The 18685-nt window shown below is 30.8% G+C and carries 25 protein-coding genes and 1 pseudogene; 2 read left to right on the top strand and 24 right to left on the bottom strand.

Annotation, left to right across the window (positions count from 1 at the left end; genetic code table 11):
* Nucleotides 1–111: 111 nt before the first annotated feature.
* The 24 genes from rpmJ to pgm form a co-directional block, all read right to left on the bottom strand.
* On the bottom strand, nucleotides 112–228 hold the full coding sequence (rpmJ, locus tag K0T98_RS01285) for a 50S ribosomal protein L36 (protein ID WP_225639608.1): 117 nt from the start codon (nucleotides 226–228) through the stop codon (nucleotides 112–114).
* A gap of 37 nt (nucleotides 229–265) precedes the next feature.
* On the bottom strand, nucleotides 266–1594 hold the full coding sequence (secY, locus tag K0T98_RS01280; protein ID WP_225639607.1) for a preprotein translocase subunit SecY: 1329 nt from the start codon (nucleotides 1592–1594) through the stop codon (nucleotides 266–268).
* 7 nt (nucleotides 1595–1601) lie between these two features.
* On the bottom strand, nucleotides 1602–2036 hold the full coding sequence (gene rplO, locus K0T98_RS01275) for a 50S ribosomal protein L15 (protein ID WP_225639606.1): 435 nt from the start codon (nucleotides 2034–2036) through the stop codon (nucleotides 1602–1604).
* A gap of 3 nt (nucleotides 2037–2039) precedes the next feature.
* Complete coding sequence (gene rpmD, locus K0T98_RS01270) at nucleotides 2040–2219, bottom strand: 50S ribosomal protein L30 (protein ID WP_225639605.1); 180 nt, start codon at nucleotides 2217–2219, stop codon at nucleotides 2040–2042.
* A gap of 7 nt (nucleotides 2220–2226) precedes the next feature.
* Nucleotides 2227–2727 carry a 30S ribosomal protein S5 gene (gene rpsE, locus K0T98_RS01265; protein WP_225639604.1) on the bottom strand — a complete coding sequence of 167 codons (501 nt, stop codon included), beginning with the start codon at nucleotides 2725–2727 and terminating at the stop codon, nucleotides 2227–2229.
* Nucleotides 2728–2746: 19 nt separating this feature from the next.
* Nucleotides 2747–3100, bottom strand: a complete 354-nt coding sequence (gene rplR, locus K0T98_RS01260) for a 50S ribosomal protein L18 (protein ID WP_225639603.1) — start codon at nucleotides 3098–3100, stop codon at nucleotides 2747–2749.
* A 22-nt stretch (nucleotides 3101–3122) separates the two neighbouring features.
* A complete protein-coding gene (gene rplF / locus K0T98_RS01255; protein WP_225639602.1) occupies nucleotides 3123–3656 on the bottom strand; it encodes a 50S ribosomal protein L6 in 534 nt (177 codons plus the stop codon).
* A 15-nt stretch (nucleotides 3657–3671) separates the two neighbouring features.
* Nucleotides 3672–4064, bottom strand: a complete 393-nt coding sequence (gene rpsH, locus K0T98_RS01250; RefSeq protein ID WP_225639601.1) for a 30S ribosomal protein S8 — start codon at nucleotides 4062–4064, stop codon at nucleotides 3672–3674.
* 34 nt (nucleotides 4065–4098) lie between these two features.
* Nucleotides 4099–4404 carry a 30S ribosomal protein S14 gene (gene rpsN, locus K0T98_RS01245; protein ID WP_225639600.1) on the bottom strand — a complete coding sequence of 102 codons (306 nt, stop codon included), beginning with the start codon at nucleotides 4402–4404 and terminating at the stop codon, nucleotides 4099–4101.
* Between the two features lie 13 nt (nucleotides 4405–4417).
* Entirely contained in the window at nucleotides 4418–4957 is a 540-nt protein-coding gene (gene rplE, locus K0T98_RS01240; protein WP_225639599.1) for a 50S ribosomal protein L5, read from the bottom strand.
* A gap of 16 nt (nucleotides 4958–4973) precedes the next feature.
* Complete coding sequence (gene rplX, locus K0T98_RS01235; RefSeq protein WP_225639598.1) at nucleotides 4974–5288, bottom strand: 50S ribosomal protein L24; 315 nt, start codon at nucleotides 5286–5288, stop codon at nucleotides 4974–4976.
* Between the two features lie 10 nt (nucleotides 5289–5298).
* Nucleotides 5299–5670, bottom strand: coding sequence for a 50S ribosomal protein L14 (gene rplN / locus K0T98_RS01230; RefSeq protein WP_225639597.1), 372 nt, complete (start codon nucleotides 5668–5670; stop codon nucleotides 5299–5301).
* A 168-nt stretch (nucleotides 5671–5838) separates the two neighbouring features.
* Nucleotides 5839–6093 (bottom strand): 30S ribosomal protein S17, encoded by a 255-nt coding sequence (gene rpsQ / locus K0T98_RS01225; RefSeq protein WP_225639596.1) that lies wholly within the window; start codon nucleotides 6091–6093, stop codon nucleotides 5839–5841.
* Between the two features lie 2 nt (nucleotides 6094–6095).
* Nucleotides 6096–6287: a 50S ribosomal protein L29 gene (rpmC, locus tag K0T98_RS01220; protein WP_225639595.1), complete on the bottom strand. Its 192-nt coding sequence runs from the start codon at nucleotides 6285–6287 to the stop codon at nucleotides 6096–6098.
* Nucleotides 6284–6700, bottom strand: a complete 417-nt coding sequence (gene rplP / locus K0T98_RS01215) for a 50S ribosomal protein L16 (protein ID WP_225639594.1) — start codon at nucleotides 6698–6700, stop codon at nucleotides 6284–6286. The genes rpmC and rplP overlap by 4 nt, the downstream gene beginning before the upstream one ends.
* 11 nt (nucleotides 6701–6711) lie before the next feature.
* Nucleotides 6712–7416, bottom strand: a complete 705-nt coding sequence (rpsC, locus tag K0T98_RS01210) for a 30S ribosomal protein S3 (RefSeq protein ID WP_225639593.1) — start codon at nucleotides 7414–7416, stop codon at nucleotides 6712–6714.
* Between the two features lie 19 nt (nucleotides 7417–7435).
* Nucleotides 7436–7768 carry a 50S ribosomal protein L22 gene (rplV, locus tag K0T98_RS01205; RefSeq protein ID WP_225639592.1) on the bottom strand — a complete coding sequence of 111 codons (333 nt, stop codon included), beginning with the start codon at nucleotides 7766–7768 and terminating at the stop codon, nucleotides 7436–7438.
* Between the two features lie 16 nt (nucleotides 7769–7784).
* Complete coding sequence (gene rpsS / locus K0T98_RS01200; protein WP_225639591.1) at nucleotides 7785–8063, bottom strand: 30S ribosomal protein S19; 279 nt, start codon at nucleotides 8061–8063, stop codon at nucleotides 7785–7787.
* 10 nt (nucleotides 8064–8073) lie between these two features.
* Nucleotides 8074–8901, bottom strand: coding sequence for a 50S ribosomal protein L2 (gene rplB / locus K0T98_RS01195; protein WP_225639590.1), 828 nt, complete (start codon nucleotides 8899–8901; stop codon nucleotides 8074–8076).
* A 19-nt stretch (nucleotides 8902–8920) separates the two neighbouring features.
* Complete coding sequence (gene rplW / locus K0T98_RS01190; RefSeq protein WP_225639589.1) at nucleotides 8921–9223, bottom strand: 50S ribosomal protein L23; 303 nt, start codon at nucleotides 9221–9223, stop codon at nucleotides 8921–8923.
* Nucleotides 9220–9825 carry a 50S ribosomal protein L4 gene (gene rplD, locus K0T98_RS01185; protein ID WP_225639659.1) on the bottom strand — a complete coding sequence of 202 codons (606 nt, stop codon included), beginning with the start codon at nucleotides 9823–9825 and terminating at the stop codon, nucleotides 9220–9222. The genes rplW and rplD overlap by 4 nt, the downstream gene beginning before the upstream one ends.
* 10 nt (nucleotides 9826–9835) lie before the next feature.
* Complete coding sequence (rplC, locus tag K0T98_RS01180) at nucleotides 9836–10468, bottom strand: 50S ribosomal protein L3 (protein WP_225639588.1); 633 nt, start codon at nucleotides 10466–10468, stop codon at nucleotides 9836–9838.
* 30 nt (nucleotides 10469–10498) lie between these two features.
* Nucleotides 10499–10810 (bottom strand): 30S ribosomal protein S10, encoded by a 312-nt coding sequence (rpsJ, locus tag K0T98_RS01175; RefSeq protein WP_225639658.1) that lies wholly within the window; start codon nucleotides 10808–10810, stop codon nucleotides 10499–10501.
* A 937-nt stretch (nucleotides 10811–11747) separates the two neighbouring features.
* Nucleotides 11748–13379, bottom strand: coding sequence for a phosphoglucomutase (alpha-D-glucose-1,6-bisphosphate-dependent) (gene pgm / locus K0T98_RS01170; RefSeq protein ID WP_225639587.1), 1632 nt, complete (start codon nucleotides 13377–13379; stop codon nucleotides 11748–11750).
* 2101 nt (nucleotides 13380–15480) lie between these two features.
* Between pgm and fldA the strand changes: the two genes are divergently transcribed.
* Together fldA and fur are read left to right on the top strand one after the other, a co-directional pair.
* A complete protein-coding gene (gene fldA, locus K0T98_RS01165) occupies nucleotides 15481–16023 on the top strand; it encodes a flavodoxin FldA (RefSeq protein WP_225639586.1) in 543 nt (180 codons plus the stop codon).
* A 924-nt stretch (nucleotides 16024–16947) separates the two neighbouring features.
* Nucleotides 16948–17401 (top strand): annotated as a pseudogene (fur, locus tag K0T98_RS01160) (ferric iron uptake transcriptional regulator).
* Nucleotides 17402–18685: the final 1284 nt, after the last annotated feature.

Below are 18685 nucleotides of genomic sequence, written 5' to 3'. Positions count from 1 at the left end.
GAAAAGCCCGTTTCAGGATACTCAAATGATACTGTAGCAACATACAAAAATATTATCTAGCTAAAATTGAGTTAATTTTAATATTAACTCTGCAAGAAATATGTTAGATTATCATCCTTGACGCTGTTTGTGTTTGGGTTCTACATTACATATAACATACAAGACACCACTACGCTTAACAATTTTACAGTTACGACATAATTTTTTGATAGAAGCACGCACTTTCATGTTATTCTCCGTAAATCTTTCAAACTTATTAATACTATTAGTGATGGATTTTTAGATTAGCTCTCTTTAATGCAGATTCATACTGACTTGACATCATTATTGTTTTAACTTGAGCCATAAAATCCATGATAACAACTACTACAATAAGAAGTGATGTACCCCCAAAATAAAATGGTACTTTCATTGCATCACGCATAAACTCAGGAATAAGACAGATAAAAGTAATATACATGGCACCGATTAAAGTTAAACGAGTCATAACCTTATTAATATACTTAGCTGTTTGTTCTCCAGGACGTATTCCTAGTACAAATGCACCTGATTTTTTTAGATTATCAGCTGTTTCTCTTGGATTAAATACTATGGCGGTATAGAAAAAACAAAAAAAGATAATTGCAGATGCATATATTAATAAATAAAGAGGTTGTCCTGGATGCAAATAAAGAGAAATTATAGTCAACCAATTCCAATTAGTACCTCCTCCAAACCAAGATGCAATTGTAGCTGGAAATAAAATAATACTAGACGCAAATATAGCAGGTATTACACCGGCCATATTAACTTTTAATGGTAAATGCGTACTCTGTGCTGCATAAATTCTACGACCATGCTGACGTTTAGCATAGTTAACTACTATACGACGTTGTCCACGTTCAACAAAAACAACAAAAAAAGTTATTATAAATACAAATATTACAATTAACAGTAATAATAGAAAATGCAAGTCTCCTTGCCGTACTTGCTCTATAGTATTACTCATTGCCGATGGTAACCCAGCTACAATACCCGCAAAAATAATAATTGAAATACCATTACCTATTCCACGTTCGGTTATTTGCTCACCTAGCCACATCAGGAATATAGTTCCTGTTACTAAACTTACCACCGCAGTACAGTAAAATGTAAATCCAGTATTTATAACTAAACCTTCCATTCCTGGCATACTAGGAAGACCAGTTGCAATTCCGATAGACTGAAATATAGATAAAATTAAAGTGCCATAACGAGTATACTGACTAATCTTACGACGACCAGCTTCACCTTCTTTTTTAATTTCTGCTAAATATGGATGGACTATCATTAATAATTGAATAATAATTGATGCCGAAATATATGGCATAATACCTAAAGCAAAAATAGAAGCACGACTAAGTGCGCCACCAGAGAACATATTGAACATTTCAATAATAGTACCTCTCTGCTGCTCTAATATCTTGGTAAGTACAGAGGTATCTATTCCAGGGATAGGAATAAAAGAACCAATACGAAAAACTATAAGTGATCCAATTATAAAAAGTATCCTATCCTTGATCTCGCTAAGTCCACTTTTAGCACTTTGAAAAGCTAGTTTTGGCTGTCTAGCCATCTGCTTTTTATTCCTCAATTTCACCACCAATAGCTTGAATAGAAGCGCGAGCACCTTTAGTTACACGCAGGTTACGTAAGGTCACAGCACGCTTTATTTCACCAGAAAGAATAACTTTTACAGATATAATTTTTCGGCTAACTACGTTAGCGTCTTTTAGGATATTTAAATCAATAACATCAGCTGTAATGTGATTAAGATCTGATAAACGAATTTCTGCAGTAGTCATTGCAGAACGAGAAATAAATCCAAACTTGGGCAAACGTCGACAAAGAGGCATCTGACCACCCTCAAATCCCCGACGTACACCACCACCAGAACGAGAGTTATGTCCCTTATGACCCCGACCACCAGTTTTACCTAATCCAGAACCAATACCGCGTCCTAGACGTTTATGGGGGTGTTTAGACCCCTTAGCTGGAGATATATTATTTAAACGCATCTCTTATTCTCCAATTTTTACCATGTAAGAAATAGCATTAATCATACCCCGTACAGAAGAAGTATTTTCACGCTCTACAGTATGACCAATACGACGTAAACCTAAACCAAGGAGAGTTGCTTTATGTTTTATCCGACACCCTATTTTACTACGAATTTGAGTAATCTTAATAGTTTTAACCATGTGTAAATTACCTAAAAATTTCTTTAATGGATTTGCCGCGCTTAGCAGCTATCATACTTGGAGATTTCATATTAGCTAGACCTTCTATAGTTGCACGAACTACATTAATTGGATTAGTAGAACCATAAGCTTTAGCTAAAACATTATGAACTCCAGCAACTTCTAGAACTGAACGCATTGCGCCACCTGCAATAATACCAGTACCTTCAGAAGCAGGTTTCATAAATACACTAGATCCAGTATGAGAACCTTTTACAGGATGTTGTAGAGTACCACTATTAAGTATAATATGCATAATATTACGACGAGCCTTCTCCATAGCTTTTTGGATTGCAGCTGGGACTTCTCGAGCCTTACCATAACCAAATCCTACGCGACCGTTGCCGTCACCCACTACAGTTAGTGCAGTGAAGCTAAAAATACGCCCTCCTTTTACAGTTTTAGAGACACGATTTACTGCAATTAGTTTTTCCTGTAGTTCATTGTTTTGTTTATCTATATTAGCCATCCAATACCTCTTTTACACCTTAAAAATGTAAACCAGCTTCACGAGCAGCATCGGCTAGTGCTTGGATTCTACCGTGATACTGAAAGCCAGATCGATCAAAAGATATATCTTGAATACCTTTCTCCAATGCACGTTCAGCAATTATTCTGCCTACAACTATTGCTGCATTTTTATTTCCAGTATATTTTAATGAATTACTAATTACTTTTTCTAGAGTAGAAGCAGTAGCTAGAATTTGAGAACCATTAGGAGCAATTATTTGTGCATAAATATGACGTGGGGTACGATGTACTACTAATCTAGTAACACCCAGCTCTTTAATTTTTTTGCGTGTGCGCGTAGCACGGCGCATACGGGCGATTTTTTTATCCATAGCGAGTTTTTTTTACCTTACTTTACTTTTTCTTAGCTTCTTTGGTACGTATGACTTCGTTAGAGTAACGAATACCCTTGCCTTTATAAGGCTCAGGAGGACGATAAGCACGTAGATCTGCTGCTACTTGTCCTACTAACTGTTTATTAGATCCTTTCAATATAATTTCAGTTTGGGAGGGACATTTTGCAGTTATACCTGTTGGTAAATCATATGCAATCTGGTGAGAAAAACCTAGGGATAAATTTACAGAGTTATCCTTAACAACTGCACGGTATCCAACACCTACTAGATGGATCTTCTTTGTAAAACCCTTAGTAACACCAATAAGCATTGAGTAAAGTAGCGCGCGAGCTGTACCAGCCTGAGCCCAAGCATTTGTACAATCTCTATGTGGAATAAAAGTTAATACATTATCAATATATTGAACTTTAACAGCGTTATTAAATATATGAGTAAGATTACCATTTTTACCCTGTATCGAAATTACCTGACTATTGAGTGTAATCTTTACTCCCACAGGAATGACGATCGGTATTTTTGCAATACGAGACATTCTTGACTCCCGCAATTAAGCTACATAACATATAATCTCACCGCCAATACCATCCTGGCGTGCTTCATAATCAGTCATTACACCTTTTGAAGTAGAAATAACAGCTATCCCTAAACCGGCCATAACTCTTGGTAGATCATCTTTATTTTTATAGATACGTAAACCTGGACGACTAATACGTTTAATATTTTCTATCACTGGATGGCCTTGGAAGTACTTAAGAGTTAATTCTAATATAGGTTTAATATTACCTACAACTTGAAAATTTTTAATAAAACCCTCCTCTTTAAGCACATTTGCTATTGCTCTCTTAAGTTTAGAGGAAGGCATGATAACTATTTTTTTTTTCGCAGCTTGACCATTACGAATTCTAGTTAACATATCTGCTATAGGATCTTGCATGCTCATTAATCTTTACTCCCTTCATTCAATTGATAATGAATTACCAACTAGATTTTTTCAAACCAGGTATTTCACCACGCATAGCAGCTTCACGGACTTTAATTCGGCTTAACCCAAACTTACGCAAAAAAGCATGAGGACGACCAGTTTGACGGCAACGGTTACGCTGACGGGACCTACTGGAGTCACGTGGTAAGGTTTGTAGCTTAAGTACAGCATCCCAGCGATCTTGGTTAGAAAAATTCATATTAGAGATGATCTCTTTTAGTTTAACACGCTTAGCAAAGAATTTATTAGCTAATTTTACACGTTTAACTTCGCGTGCTTTTATGGATTGCTTGGCCATTAATAAACCTACCTTACTTACGTAATGGAAAGTGAAAAGCAGTTAGCAGAGCTCGGCATTCATTATCTGACTTTGCAGTAGTAGTAATTGTAATATCTAAACCACGCGCACGATCTAATTTATCATAATTAATTTCGGGAAAAATAATCTGCTCACGTACCCCTATACTATAGTTACCACTGCCATCAAAAGATTTAGCAGACAAACCACGAAAATCATTAATGCGAGGTATGGCAATATAAATAAGACGCTCAAAGAAATCCCACATACGTTCACCACGTAGAGTAACCTTACAACCTATTGGGTATCCCTGGCGTATTTTAAAGCTTGCAACTGACTTACGTGCTTTAGTTATTAACGGCTTTTGACCGGATATTGCTGTTAAGTTAGCTACTGCATTATCTAATAACTTCTTATCTGAAATTGCTTCACCAACACCAATATTCAGGGTAATTTTCTCTACTCTAGGAACTTGCATGATAGATTTGTAACCGAAAAAAGACATTAATTGTTTGATTACCTTGTCTTTATAGTAATCATGCAGTTTCGCCATTTTACTATACTCCAAATTACTTAATTGTTTCACTGTTAGACTTAAAGAAACGTACTTTTTTCTTATCCTCAAATCTAAACCCTACACGGTCAGCTTTACCTGTTGACGCATTGAAAAGAGCTATATTAGAAACCTGAATACAAGATTCTTTTTCAATAATGCCACCTGGTTGTTTTAGGGTAGAACTAGGCTTTTGATGCTTCTTAACTAAATTAATATTTCTTACTATAACCTTCCCAGAAGAAAAAATATTTTTTACTTTACCGCGCTTACCTTTATCCTTACCAGTAAGCACGATTACTTCATCATTACGACGAATTTTTGCTGCCATGATATATTCCTTATATTACTTCTGGTGCTAACGATATGATTTTCATAAATTTTTCATTGCGTAATTCACGAGTTACAGGACCAAAAATACGTGTCCCTACAAGCTGCTCAGAATTGTTATTTAAAATAACACAAGCGTTATTGTCAAATCTAATCACAGAACCATCTGAACGACGAACACCTTTTTTTGTACGCACAACTACTGCCTTAAGTACATCACCTTTTTTCACTTTTCCACGAGGAATTGCTTCTTTTATTGTAATTTTAATAATATCACCTATTCCTGCATAACGACGATGGGATCCTCCTAGCACCTTAATACACATAACAAGACGTGCTCCGGAGTTATCGGCTACTTTTAGTGTGGTTTGTTCTTGAATCATTTTATTGCTCTACTAATTTTTATTCAAAATTATACCTATAATAGGTATTTTGAAAATATTACAATGAAGAATTTATTATTCTAGAATGGTTTATAAATATATAATAGAAATACACTGCTCATAAACTAAGACGTATATACGATTGAAGATATATACTCTGCAGTATTATTACATAATAGATTTTTCTATTATACGTACCAAAGTCCAGGCTTTCATTTTGGATAGTGGACGGCATTCTTTTATTTCTACTACATCACCAATCATGCATTCATTTTTTTCGTCATGTACATGTAGTTTAGTTGTACGTTTAATAAATTTACCATATATTGGATGTTTTATCATGCGCTCTATTGTAACAACAATGGATTTCTCCATTTTATCACTAACTACTTTACCCTGCAGGGTGCGTATTTGTTCAATCATTATTACGTACCTGCCTTCTCAATTAGTAAAGTGTTAGCGCGTGCTATATTACGCCTTACTTGCTTGAGTAAGTGCGGCTGTTTTAACTGTCTACTTGCTGCTTGTATTCGCAACCTAAATTGTTCACCCAGCAAGTTTAAAAGTTCAGTTTTTAAATCTTTCACATTTTTTTGATGTATTTTATGTACTTTCATGACATTACCGTTTTAGTTACAAAGGTAGTTTTTATAGGTAATTTTGCTGCTGCTAACTTAAAGGCTTCACGAGCTAACTCCTCAGATACACCATTTATTTCGTATAGTATTTTACCAGGCTGAATTAAAGAAACCCAATATTCTACATTACCTTTACCCTTACCCATACGAACTTCAAGAGGTTTTTCAGTAATTGGTTTATCCGGGAATATTCGGATCCAAATTTTACCCTCACGCTTCACTGAACGAGTCATAGCACGACGGGCAGCTTCAATTTGACGAGCACTCAACCGGCCACGGCTAATAGCTTTAAGACCAAAAGTACCAAAGTTCAAATCTATACCTTGCGTTGCTAGACCACGATTACGATTTTTATGCATCTTACGGAATTTTGTACGCTTTGGTTGTAACATTCAGGACCCCCTTACTTGCGGCCTTTACGTTGCTGTTTTTTAGGTTGAGCAGTAGATGGTTTTTCTAATTGCGACATAGCAAGAACACAACCTAAAATCTCTCCTTTAAAGATCCATACTTTAACTCCGATGACACCATAAGTAGTATGTGCTTGAGATATATTATAATCTATATCAGCACGTAAAGTATGCAAAGGAACACGACCCTCACGATACCACTCAGTACGAGCTATTTCAGTACCACCAAGACGACCACTTACTTCTACTTTAATACCTTTAGCACCTAGACGCATAGCATTCTGTACAGCGCGCTTCATAGTACGACGGAACATAACTCGACGTTCCAGCTGTGCAGTAATACTATCAGCAACTAATTTTGCATCTAACTCTGGTTTGCGTACTTCAGAGATATTAATTTGTGCTGGAACCTTTGCTATATCAGATACTACCTTACGCAGTTTTTCTACATCTTCACCTTTCTTACCAATAACTATACCTGGACGAGCAGTATGAATAGTAACACGAATACTCTTTGCAGGACGTTCAATAACAATACGAGAAATAAAAGCCTGCTCCAGTTTTTTATTTAGAAATTTACGAACTTTAAAATCGCCATCTAAGTTATCGGCAAACTCTTTAGTATTTGCAAACCAGGTAGAATTCCAAAGTTTGACAATACCTAAACGCATACCATTTGGATGTACTTTCTGACCCATACTAGCCCCTCCAAGAGTCTCAATGATCAGACACGACCACTGTAATGTGGCTAGTGCGTTTCAAGATACGATCTGCACGACCTTTAGCACGCGGCATAATACGCTTCATACTTGGTCCTTCATCAATAAATATTTTTATAACCCTTAGATCATCAATGTCAGCGCCATCGTTGTGTTCTGCATTAGAAATAGCAGAATAAAGCACTGTCTTAATTAAACCAGCAGCTTTTTTATTTGTATAAGATAACGTCTCTAATGCTTGAGAGACCTTCTTACCACGAATCATGTTAGCCACGAGGCGAATCTTCTGAGCAGAAGAACGCGCATAGCGATGTTTCGCAAAAGTTTCCATATCTATCTCCTGTAACTTAGCGCTTTTTAGGTTTTTTATCGGCTAAGTGACCGCGATAAGTACGAGTATTTGCGAATTCACCTAATTTATGACCAACCATTTCATCAGCTATAAATACCGGGACATGTTGATGTCCATTATGAATGGCGATAGTTAAACCGATCATGTTTGGAAAAATCGTCGAACGACGAGACCAGGTCTTAATAGGTTTTTTATTTCCATTTTCCACTGCTTTCTCTACTTTCTTTAGCAAGTGTAGGTCAATGAAAGGACCTTTCTTGAGAGAACGTGGCATGGCTTATCCTCTAATTATTTTTACTACGATGACGTAAAATGAATTTATCAGTACGTTTATTACTACGGGTCTTCTTGCCTTTAGTCTGCAGTCCCCATGGTGATACAGGGTGCTTACCAAAATTACGACCCTCACCACCACCATGTGGATGATCAACTGGGTTCATGGCAGTACCGCGGACAGTAGGACGTACGCCACGCCAGCGACTTACACCTGCTTTGCCTAATACTTTTAACATATGCTCAGCATTCCCTACTTCACCTAAAGTAGCGCGACATTCAGAATGAATTTTGCGCATTTCACCAGAACGTAACCTTAAGGTTACATAAGAGCCATCTCGAGCAATTATCTGAACATATGCACCAGCAGAACGAGCTAACTGCCCCCCTTTACCTGGTTTCATTTCTACATTATGAACTATAGAACCTACTGGAATATTACACATTGGTAAGGTATTACCAATCTTAATATTAACATCTAAACCAGATTGAATCTTATCACCCTCTCGTAAGCTTTTAGGTGCTAAAATATAACGATATTCTCCGTCTCTATATAAAACAAGAGCAATATTAGCTGAACGGTTTGGATCATATTCTAAATGCTTCACAATAGCAGAAACACTGTCTTTATTACGTTTAAAATCAATTAAACGATAATGCTGTTTGTGACCACCACCGATATGACGAGTAGTAATACGACCATTATTATTACGACCACCAGATTTACTTAACTTTTCAAGTAACGGAGTATAAGGTTTACCTTTATGTAACGAATAGTTTACAACTTTAACAACATGGCGACGCCCAGGAGATGTCGGTTTACATTTTATAAGTGCCATTGTTTATTACTCCTCCAACTTAATCTACGCCGCCTATAAAGTTTACTTGTTGTCCTTCTTTAAGAGTTACGTAAGCCTTTTTCCAGTCGTTACGACGACCAATACGTTTACCTTGACGCTTAATCTTTCCTTTAATTATTAAAGTATGCACTGCATACACGTCAATTTCAAACAGCTTCTTGATTGCTGTTTTAATGTCTGTTTTTGTTGCATCTCTCACAACTTTTAAAACTATAGTATTATTTTTTTCAATAACTATAGATGTTTTTTCAGATATGTGCTTCGCTAGAATTATTTTTAGAAAACGTTCTTCACAGATCATGTCAGCATCTCCTCAACTTGCTTTACAGCTTCACCAGTCATCATAACTCTATCAAAGGAGATTAAACTAATTGGGTCTATGCTTGTAACAATGCGTACATCAACTTTATGTAAATTTCGAGCAGCTAGAAATAAATTTCTATCTACTGCGACGGTCAGAATAAGAACTTCTTTTAATGCTATATTTTTTAATTTCTGTGAGAGTAATTTAGTTTTAGGAGCTTTTATAGAAAAATTCTCAACAATAATAAGACGATCTTGACGTACAAGTTCAGATAAAATGCTTCTAAGAGCAACACGGTACATTTTTTTATTAACTTTTTGGTAGTAATTTTGAGGCTTAGCAGCAAACGTAACACCCCCAGATCGCCAGATAGGACTTTTAACTGAACCAGCTCGAGCACGGCCAGTACCTTTCTGACGCCATGGTTTCTTACCCGATCCAATAACTTCAGCACGGGTCTTCTGAGAGCGAGTTCCTTGACGAGCACTAGCTGCATAAGCAACAACAACCTGATGTACTAAAGCTTCGTTAAAATCACGACCAAAGATTGTTTCGGAAACAGTAAGCATGCTTTGTGCGTCTTTTATTGCTAATTCCATTCTTCTAGCCTCACGCCTTAATAGCTGCTGGTGTAACAATGAGATCACAGCCAGTTGCACCTGGAACAGCTCCTTTTACCATTAGAAGATTACGATCAAGGTCAATATTTACTATATTTAAGTTATTAATAGTTACACGCTCATTACCTAATTGACCTGCCATTTTTTTACCTTTAAACACTCTACCTGGTGTTTGGTTCTGACCAATAGAGCCAGGAACTCGATGGGATAATGAGTTACCATGGGTAGCATCTTGTGTATGAAAGTTCCATCGTTTAACTGTACCAGAAAAACCCTTTCCTTTTGAAATTCCGGTAATTTTAACTTTTTTAACATTAGCAAAAATTTTAACACTAATATTCTGACCTAAAATAAAAGATTCTTCTGTATTTAAACGGAATTCACGTATAATACGACCGGCTTCAACGCAAGCTTTAGCAAAATGGCCAGCTGCTGACTTAGATACACGACTTGATTTTTTAATACCCGTAGTAACTTGAATAGCATGGTATCCATCATTACTCAATGTTTTTACCTGAGTCACACGATTTACTTCTATTTTGATAACGGTTACTGGGATAGATACACCATCATCAGTAAAGATGCGGGTCATACCCACTTTTTTACCGACTAAACCAATCATGCTCATCCTCTCATTTATTTAATAAATCGTTTAACCTAGGCTAATTTGAACATCTACACCAGCAGCTAAATCTAAGCGCATCAAGGCATCAACAGTTTTTTCTGTTGGCTCAACAATATCAACAAGACGCTTGTGTGTACGAATTTCGTATTGATCTCGTGCGTCTTTATTTACGTGAGGAGAGATAAGAATAGTTATTTTCTCTTTACGTGTTGGTAATGGAATGGGTCCATGAACTTGCGCACCAGTGCGCTTAGCAGTATCGACAATTTCTGCAGTTGATTTATCAATTAAACGATGATCAAAAGCTTTAAGGCGTATACGGATTCTTTGGTTCTGCATGAGACCAGAGCTCCAGATTATTTTATGAACAAAAGAAATTACCCTCACACCCATTAAATTAATGGAGAGCGTAATATTGGATATATCACCCCATAATCGAGGATATTTTAAATAGTTTAAAACTATCTCTGATATAAAATCGAGTTTACTGCAATTTAAGTAAAACACTTTATAATATATTGTATTATAACTTAAATATTTAAGGAAGCATCTTAAATAGATAGCAATAAAAAGTAATTATTTTTAACTTACTATAAAATATTTAGTATAAATATACTTAGTTAATGCACATAAAACCATAAATAATAGATAAAATCAATTCTATTAAGTTTTTATTGTATAAATTATTAGAGTATATAACCTTATGCATAAATATCTTAATAAGATGTACCTCATTTCACATAAAAATTATAGCATATAATATGATTATATATACAGATAGCAGTATTTATTTTTGTATATAAAAATAAATATTATTTGTATTTAATACTCTTTTACATTTAATGATATTGTTTATTTATATTTTTACTAAATATACCTAAATTGTCTTATCTCATATAGATATATAGTAAAAATATTCCAGTAAATATTAATCTTTATTATTAATAATAATATCAAAATTTTTTTGCATTGTGTATCTATAATTTTACAAAATTTATTTTTATATTTTTTAATATTTATTAATATAATTAATTAATGTAACGCTGAATTATAAAATTAACTCCATTAAGTACCTTCAACCCTATTGTAACTGAATAAATGATATTTTTAATTATTTTAAATTAAAAGATAGAAAATAAAAAATTAATTAGTAAATTATAAAATATATTTTTATAATATATTTTATAATATATATATATTATAGATCTTGCAAGATATAAATGACTATTTAATAGCACTATATAAACACACTATAAGAGTATATTACTATAATTAATTATAGTACCGTATTAATAATATTCAAGGCTTCTCTTTCGATACGTTGACGATGTTCTATACTAAAAAAACTTTCACAATATATTTTATAAGCCTCTTCAGTACCAGATGGACGTACAGCAAACCAACCATTATTTGTTATAACTTTTAAACCACCGATAGAAGCGTTATTACCGGGTGCTTTTGTTAAACATGCTATAATAGGATCACCTGCTAATTTATTATCTCTGATAATATCAGATGAAAGTTTAGAAAGAACTTTTTTTTGTTCATGGGTTGCTGGTGCTTGGATACGGTTATAGCTTATCGTGCCAAAACGTTCAGCTAACTTATTATAATGCTTCTGTGGATTTTCACCGGTCACAGCGGTAATTTCAGCAGCAAGTAGGCACATTATTATACCGTCTTTATCTGTTGACCAAGGAGTTCCGTTAAACCGTAGAAAAGAAGCCCCTGCGCTTTCTTCACCACCAAAACCAAAACTACCGTTAAAAAGACCGTCAACGAACCATTTAAAACCAACTGGCACTTCTATTAGCCTACGACCCAAATTTTGAACTACGCGATCTATCATACTGCTAGATACAAGAGTTTTACCAACCATAATATCTGCAGACCACAATGGGCGATGTTGAAAAAGATAGTTAATCGCTACCGCTAAATAGTGATTTGGTTTCATTAACCATGAGGGAGTAACTATGCCATGGCGATCATAGTCTGGATCATTAGCAAATACTAAATCAAACTTATCTCGTAGTGCTAATAAACCAGCCATTGCACTTTCTGATGAACAGTCCATACGAATTATATTATCGTAATCTAAATGCATAAAACGGAATGATGGGTCAATCTGATCATTTACCATAGTGAGATCAAGTTTATAGTACTCTCCAATTCGCTGCCAATATTCTATCCCAGAACCACCTAAAGGATCAATACCTAAATGTAATCTAGAATTATAAATAGCTGTCATATCAATAATATCAACTAAACCTTCAATATATGGCTGTACAAAATCTTTAGTATGTATAAGACCACTATTACATGCTGCATATAACGTTTGGCGTTTTACTCCATGTAAATTAAGTCTTAGTAGCTCATTTGCACGCTGTTCAATAACCTTCGTAATTCGATAATCAGCAGGTCCACCTTTTGGTGTATTATATTTAATACCACCATATTCTGGTGGATTATGCGAAGGAGTAATCACTATACCATCTGTAAGTACGGTATGTTTTCTATTATAAGTAAGAATAGCATGAGAAACTACAGGTGTTGGAGTAAACCCATTATCTCGTTGTATAACTACGTCTAAACCATTTGCCGTGAGAACCTCTAGAACACTTATAAAAGCAGGTTCAGAGAGAGCATGAGTATCTTTGCCAACGAAACATGGACCGTCAATTCCATATGATTTACGCACTTCAGCAATAGCTTGTGAAATAGCTAAAATGTGTACTTCGTTAAAACTATGGCGACTTGCACTACCACGGTGACCAGAAGTGCCAAAATTTACTGCATGAGATAAATTACCTATCTCTGGCGTTAATACATAGTAATGAGAAACAAGTTGTGCCACATTAATTAAATCTTTTTGTTGAGCAAGCTGTCCTGCGCGGGTATGATTTACCATAGATGGTTTCTTCTCCCATGCACTTAAATAATTAAGTGCCCAATAATTTTATCTTAACATAGTTACAGTATATAATACTAAGAGCAGGTATCCACGCAGTATTTTAAATAATTTTTAGTTAAGAGCTATATCAGCTTACCTTACATATTTAATAAAGTTCTTTTATATTTTATATTACAATTATTAATATACAATAAAATTTAAAGTTATGTATGTGAATAATATATGTATCCTCTAAAGATACATTGTAATTATTATTTATAAAAAATATTCTTAATATAAGAAGTTAATATACAAGTATATATGATTAATGTCCTATATTATATAATATTTAAAGTAATGTAATGCAAGTATTTATCACTTTATTTTGATATTTGTATACTTACTTTCATAGTAGAGATTAAATCTATTAATTTATTAATTAATATAATAGAGATTATTTCTTTGTATTAGCTATTAATGTTTTTTAGCATTATTATGCTACCGCATATATATTCTTTTTAAAATATAAATTTTTATTGTAATTTTTAAATTATGGTTTCATTTTTTAATAAAATAGATTAGTGCTGTAGAAATATTCTATTTATGTAAATATAAGTATCATTATTTCAATAATTTAACTTATTACAGATATCTTTTATAAAGATACATATTAAGAAATAAAAAAATCTTTTTATTACCTAATAAAATTAAATACATACTCACATAAAATAAAACATAAAGAAAGCCTATTTTATTTTTTATTAAACGATATAACCTGATAATATAGATTATTATATAAAAGTACTACGTTTAAAAATATTGTATAGCAAGGTAAAAATAAATTTATAAATGTATACTTAAGAAGATTATCATACTTTAATTAAAATAATATATATGATTGATTATGTTAGCATTTAAATATTATACTTTTATAAGTATAAAAAAGATATCATCTTAATCATGTTATATAAGCATATAATTTTAAACTTATCAATAAACTTTATATTTAATAAATTTATTTTTAATAAAATATTGTATAAATAACATATCATTACTAAATATTTTATATTTAGAATTTTTCTATTATTCTTTAATCATTAAAACGAAAAATATTCATTAAAACAGAACAATTATTATAAATAATTCATAATAAACAAAATATTAAGATTGTATATAAAATATTCTTCCAAAACTATAGCCATAAGTTTATTAAATCATAATAAAATTGAGGAGTCATATAAAATTATTATTAAAATTTTATAAAAACATTTGTATGTTTATTTGAAAAAACTTGCCGAAATTATTAATTTTTTATTTACACTACTTTTATCAATAAATTAGTAAGCAGAATACAATGGGTATAACTACTTATGTAATATTAAGTCACTCTTATATTATATAAATATTATAATATAATATATTATAATTTCTACCTTGTAAGGTGTTCTTTAAAAACAATAAGTACTACCTATTAGTACATAATATTAATACATATAAAATATAGTATATAATACGTGTCTTATAATTTAGCTTGAAATATATATAATATAGTTTATCCTATGAACTAGGGGAAAAAATAGTAAGATTATTCACATACAATTACGTTACCTTTTATAATAATACAAATAGTATCCTACTAATGTGTTATTAGTTAATTATTTTAATACATAAGATATTTTATAGTAGGGGAATCAATTATCGCAATATTATATTATTAATAAGTATATTTGTCTGCCATCTAAATAATATAGAAATTCTAACACAATACTAGCTAGTTTATCTATACAATAATTGGTTATCATTAGTATAAAAAATACTATCGATATATAATAATAGTTCTTAATTTTATTATACCAATATAGTATTATAATAAAGATAATATAAAAAATTTTCATTACTGTAGTATATCAAAATATTTTTATCTAGCTAAAAGTATTTATAAAATACTCCAAACTGAATATTAGTGGAAATAAATTTATTATTTTAATCGATAATATTTTCTAAAATTAGTATTAAAAATACTAAAATAAGAGACTAAATAAAATTTAACTTGATATATAGTATATAAGTAATGATATACTCTATATGAATGATGAATAGACTTAAGGTATAAATTAATATGGTAAAATTAGGAATTTTCTTTGGTAGTGATACAGGTAATACAGAAAATATTGCTCATATGATACATAATCAACTAGGCAAGGGAGTTTCTGAAGTTTATGATATTGCTAAAAGCAATAAAGAAGATATTGAAAAATTCAACATTCTTTTATTTGGTGTTCCTACTTGGTATTATGGTGAAGTTCAATGTGACTGGGATGATTTTACCCCTTCATTGAAAAGTATAGATTTTAACGGAAGGTTAGTTGCTTTATTTGGTAGCGGCGATCAAGAAGATTATGCAGAATATTTCTGTGATGCTATGGGTATTATTCATAATCTAATAAAACCCCTAGGTGCAAAAATTATTGGCTACTGGCCAATAACAGGTTATTATTTTGAAAATTCTAAATCATTAATAAATGATAAAGAATTCGTTGGTTTAGCAATAGATGAGGACCGTCAACCTGAACTAACTACTGTCAGAATAAAAGCATGGATAAAACAAATCACTAAGGAGATAAATATGTATAATAAAGTATTTAATATAAGTACTAGCTAAATAATGATTTAATAATCAATCAAAGAAAAAACACAGCAAAGTCGCAACACTCTTATAATATAAAAATAGTATATCAGTATATGTACTGTTAATATTATTTCTTAATTAAGTAAAAAATATAGATAATCGTTAAATTTATTACGATTGCAGTACTTTTTAATCTTTAGTTGCTACTTTTGAATGGGATATTATAAGAATAAATAACTTTTTTCATTATAGCAGTAAATATACACCATACATTTCTCAGTAAAATAATTGTTCCAATAACATTATAATTACAATTAATAAAATCACTATAGAATATCTATTCTAGAGTGTTTTACTTTTTTATAAATTACATAAATAAACTTTATAAGTCATTAATTAGATACATATAAATAAGATAATCTATAAACTATGCTTGTGTATTAGTAATATGTTGCCAAGCATTTAATGACTGTTACTACAAAGTAAGACAAGAGAATATAAAACAATTAAAGTAAAAAGGATAATTCATAAAATTATATGATATTAATATTTATTATATTTTATATTCTTTACACGTAATATACTGATTAAAAAACATAAGGAATATTCTTCTTCATAAATATGTTAGAGTTATATTAACTTGATTACGAATGTCAAGTAATTACATAGTTTACCTAAGTTAGGTTATCAACTAATAAAAATAATTTATACCATTTATGCAATAATTTTATTATTATGCCATAGTATAATTACGTAATATCTTATATGTTACGTTATAATTAATAATATAAAATGACTCTTAAATAATTAGATTAATAAGTATTTTTTATTAAAAGTATTATATTTAAAATAAATAATTAATGATATTTAGGTATATTAATTATTTTAAGGTAAATATTATTAAATATATAATTCATCCAAAACGTCTTTAAGATAATTAAAGGATAATAATCCTTAATGACAAATAACAATACAACATTAAAAAAAGCTGAACTCAAAGTTATACTACCACGTTTAAAGATTTTAGAAATACTATCAAGATCCTACTTTTTAGTACGTAAGTGCAGAAAATTTATATAAAAAGATGATAGATATGGAAGAAGAAATAGGTTTAGCAACTATTTACCGTATATTAAATCAATTTGAAAATGCTGGTATTATTATTCGCCATAATTTTGAACGCAGAAGATCCCTATTTAAACTAACTCAACAGCAACATCACGATCATTTAACCTGTTTAGATTGCAGAAAAGTAATTGAATTTGGTGATGATGCCATAGAAAAGCGTCAACATAATATTGCTCAAAAATACGGAATGCATCTTATAAATCATAGTCTATACTTATATGGTCATTGCGTTTTAAAAAAGTGTTGTACAAATAGATCCTTGCAAGATAAATTGGAATCATAATAAAATCTTATAAATAAACATAGAAAGACTATTTAAAATCATTATTATTAATAATAATACAACAATATTCAATAACGTCATATAATCTCAATATGTTTTATATTTTATGTATATTTTATAGTAATTAAGGGGCATTATGCATCCAACTAATTATTATAATAGTATTATTATGTTATATATGTATTTTAATATTTACGGGATATAATCTATTTTATAGATACTAGTATATTTTTTAAAAAAATAGATTTATTTAGCGTATTTATATATATTATCAATTATAAAATATTGAGTGAAAATAAAATATCACAATAAATTATTTCTACCAAATAATCTTCTTACCTTATAATAAATAACCATAAACTATTATACCATTTTTTAAATCATAAAGTATTTTTCTGAAATACTAGTTCAAATGATTTAACTAATATCTAAAATTACTTATTATTGTATTTACTAATTTTAGATATTTAAAAACATCACTTAACCAAATAATATAAATAATAAAAATTTTATATAAACTACCTTGAATATAATTATAAAATTAGAACAAATTTCTTCAAAAAATTCCATGTTTATACGCGCTTTATATAAGTAGTTAATTTTTAATGACATAAAACACTAATTACTAGTAAATACTAATTAATATAATGTTGTATTGTACTTATTGATTTTTTAATGATGGTATTATGATTTTATTTTTAAATATAGTACCTCGTACTTATAAATAACCTTAATCTAGATTATAACGCTGTGCGGTCTTAATACGTGCTTTATGATTGTATTCCTAAAAACGTATATTTGCTCCTAATTAATAAAATATTTATTTAATAAGGAAACAACATCTAATAATAATTAACTAAGACTACTATTCCGTAATCAATCTTCACTACATATCGTAAAGTATAATTGGTATATATCAAAAGATGACCTTATAAGATACAAAATTATTGTATTATTTTGTGCATTTGACTTACTATTATATAGCTCTGATTATTACGATATAACTATATAAATGATTAAAAGTTTAGCTAAATTATATAAAACTAATAATATATTTTTTTAAAAAAATATCAGTAATAATAATTTTTTTTAATTAAAAGAAAATATTCTTTTAATTAATCTACTCTATATAGCAATAATGACCAATATATGGTATATATAATACTATATTAATAACATCTAACTTTAGATATCTATATTATAAAATCTTTAAGGTAAATTTAATTAAGAATATTGATTTTCTATAATTTTAAGTAAGATAAATCAATAAGTGATATTTATTAC

This window comes from Candidatus Profftia sp. (ex Adelges kitamiensis), assembly GCF_020342455.1.
Lineage (GTDB): Bacteria > Pseudomonadota > Gammaproteobacteria > Enterobacterales > Enterobacteriaceae > Profftia.
Note: the sequence above shows the minus strand (reverse complement) of the source record. Positions and strands in the feature narration are given on the sequence as shown.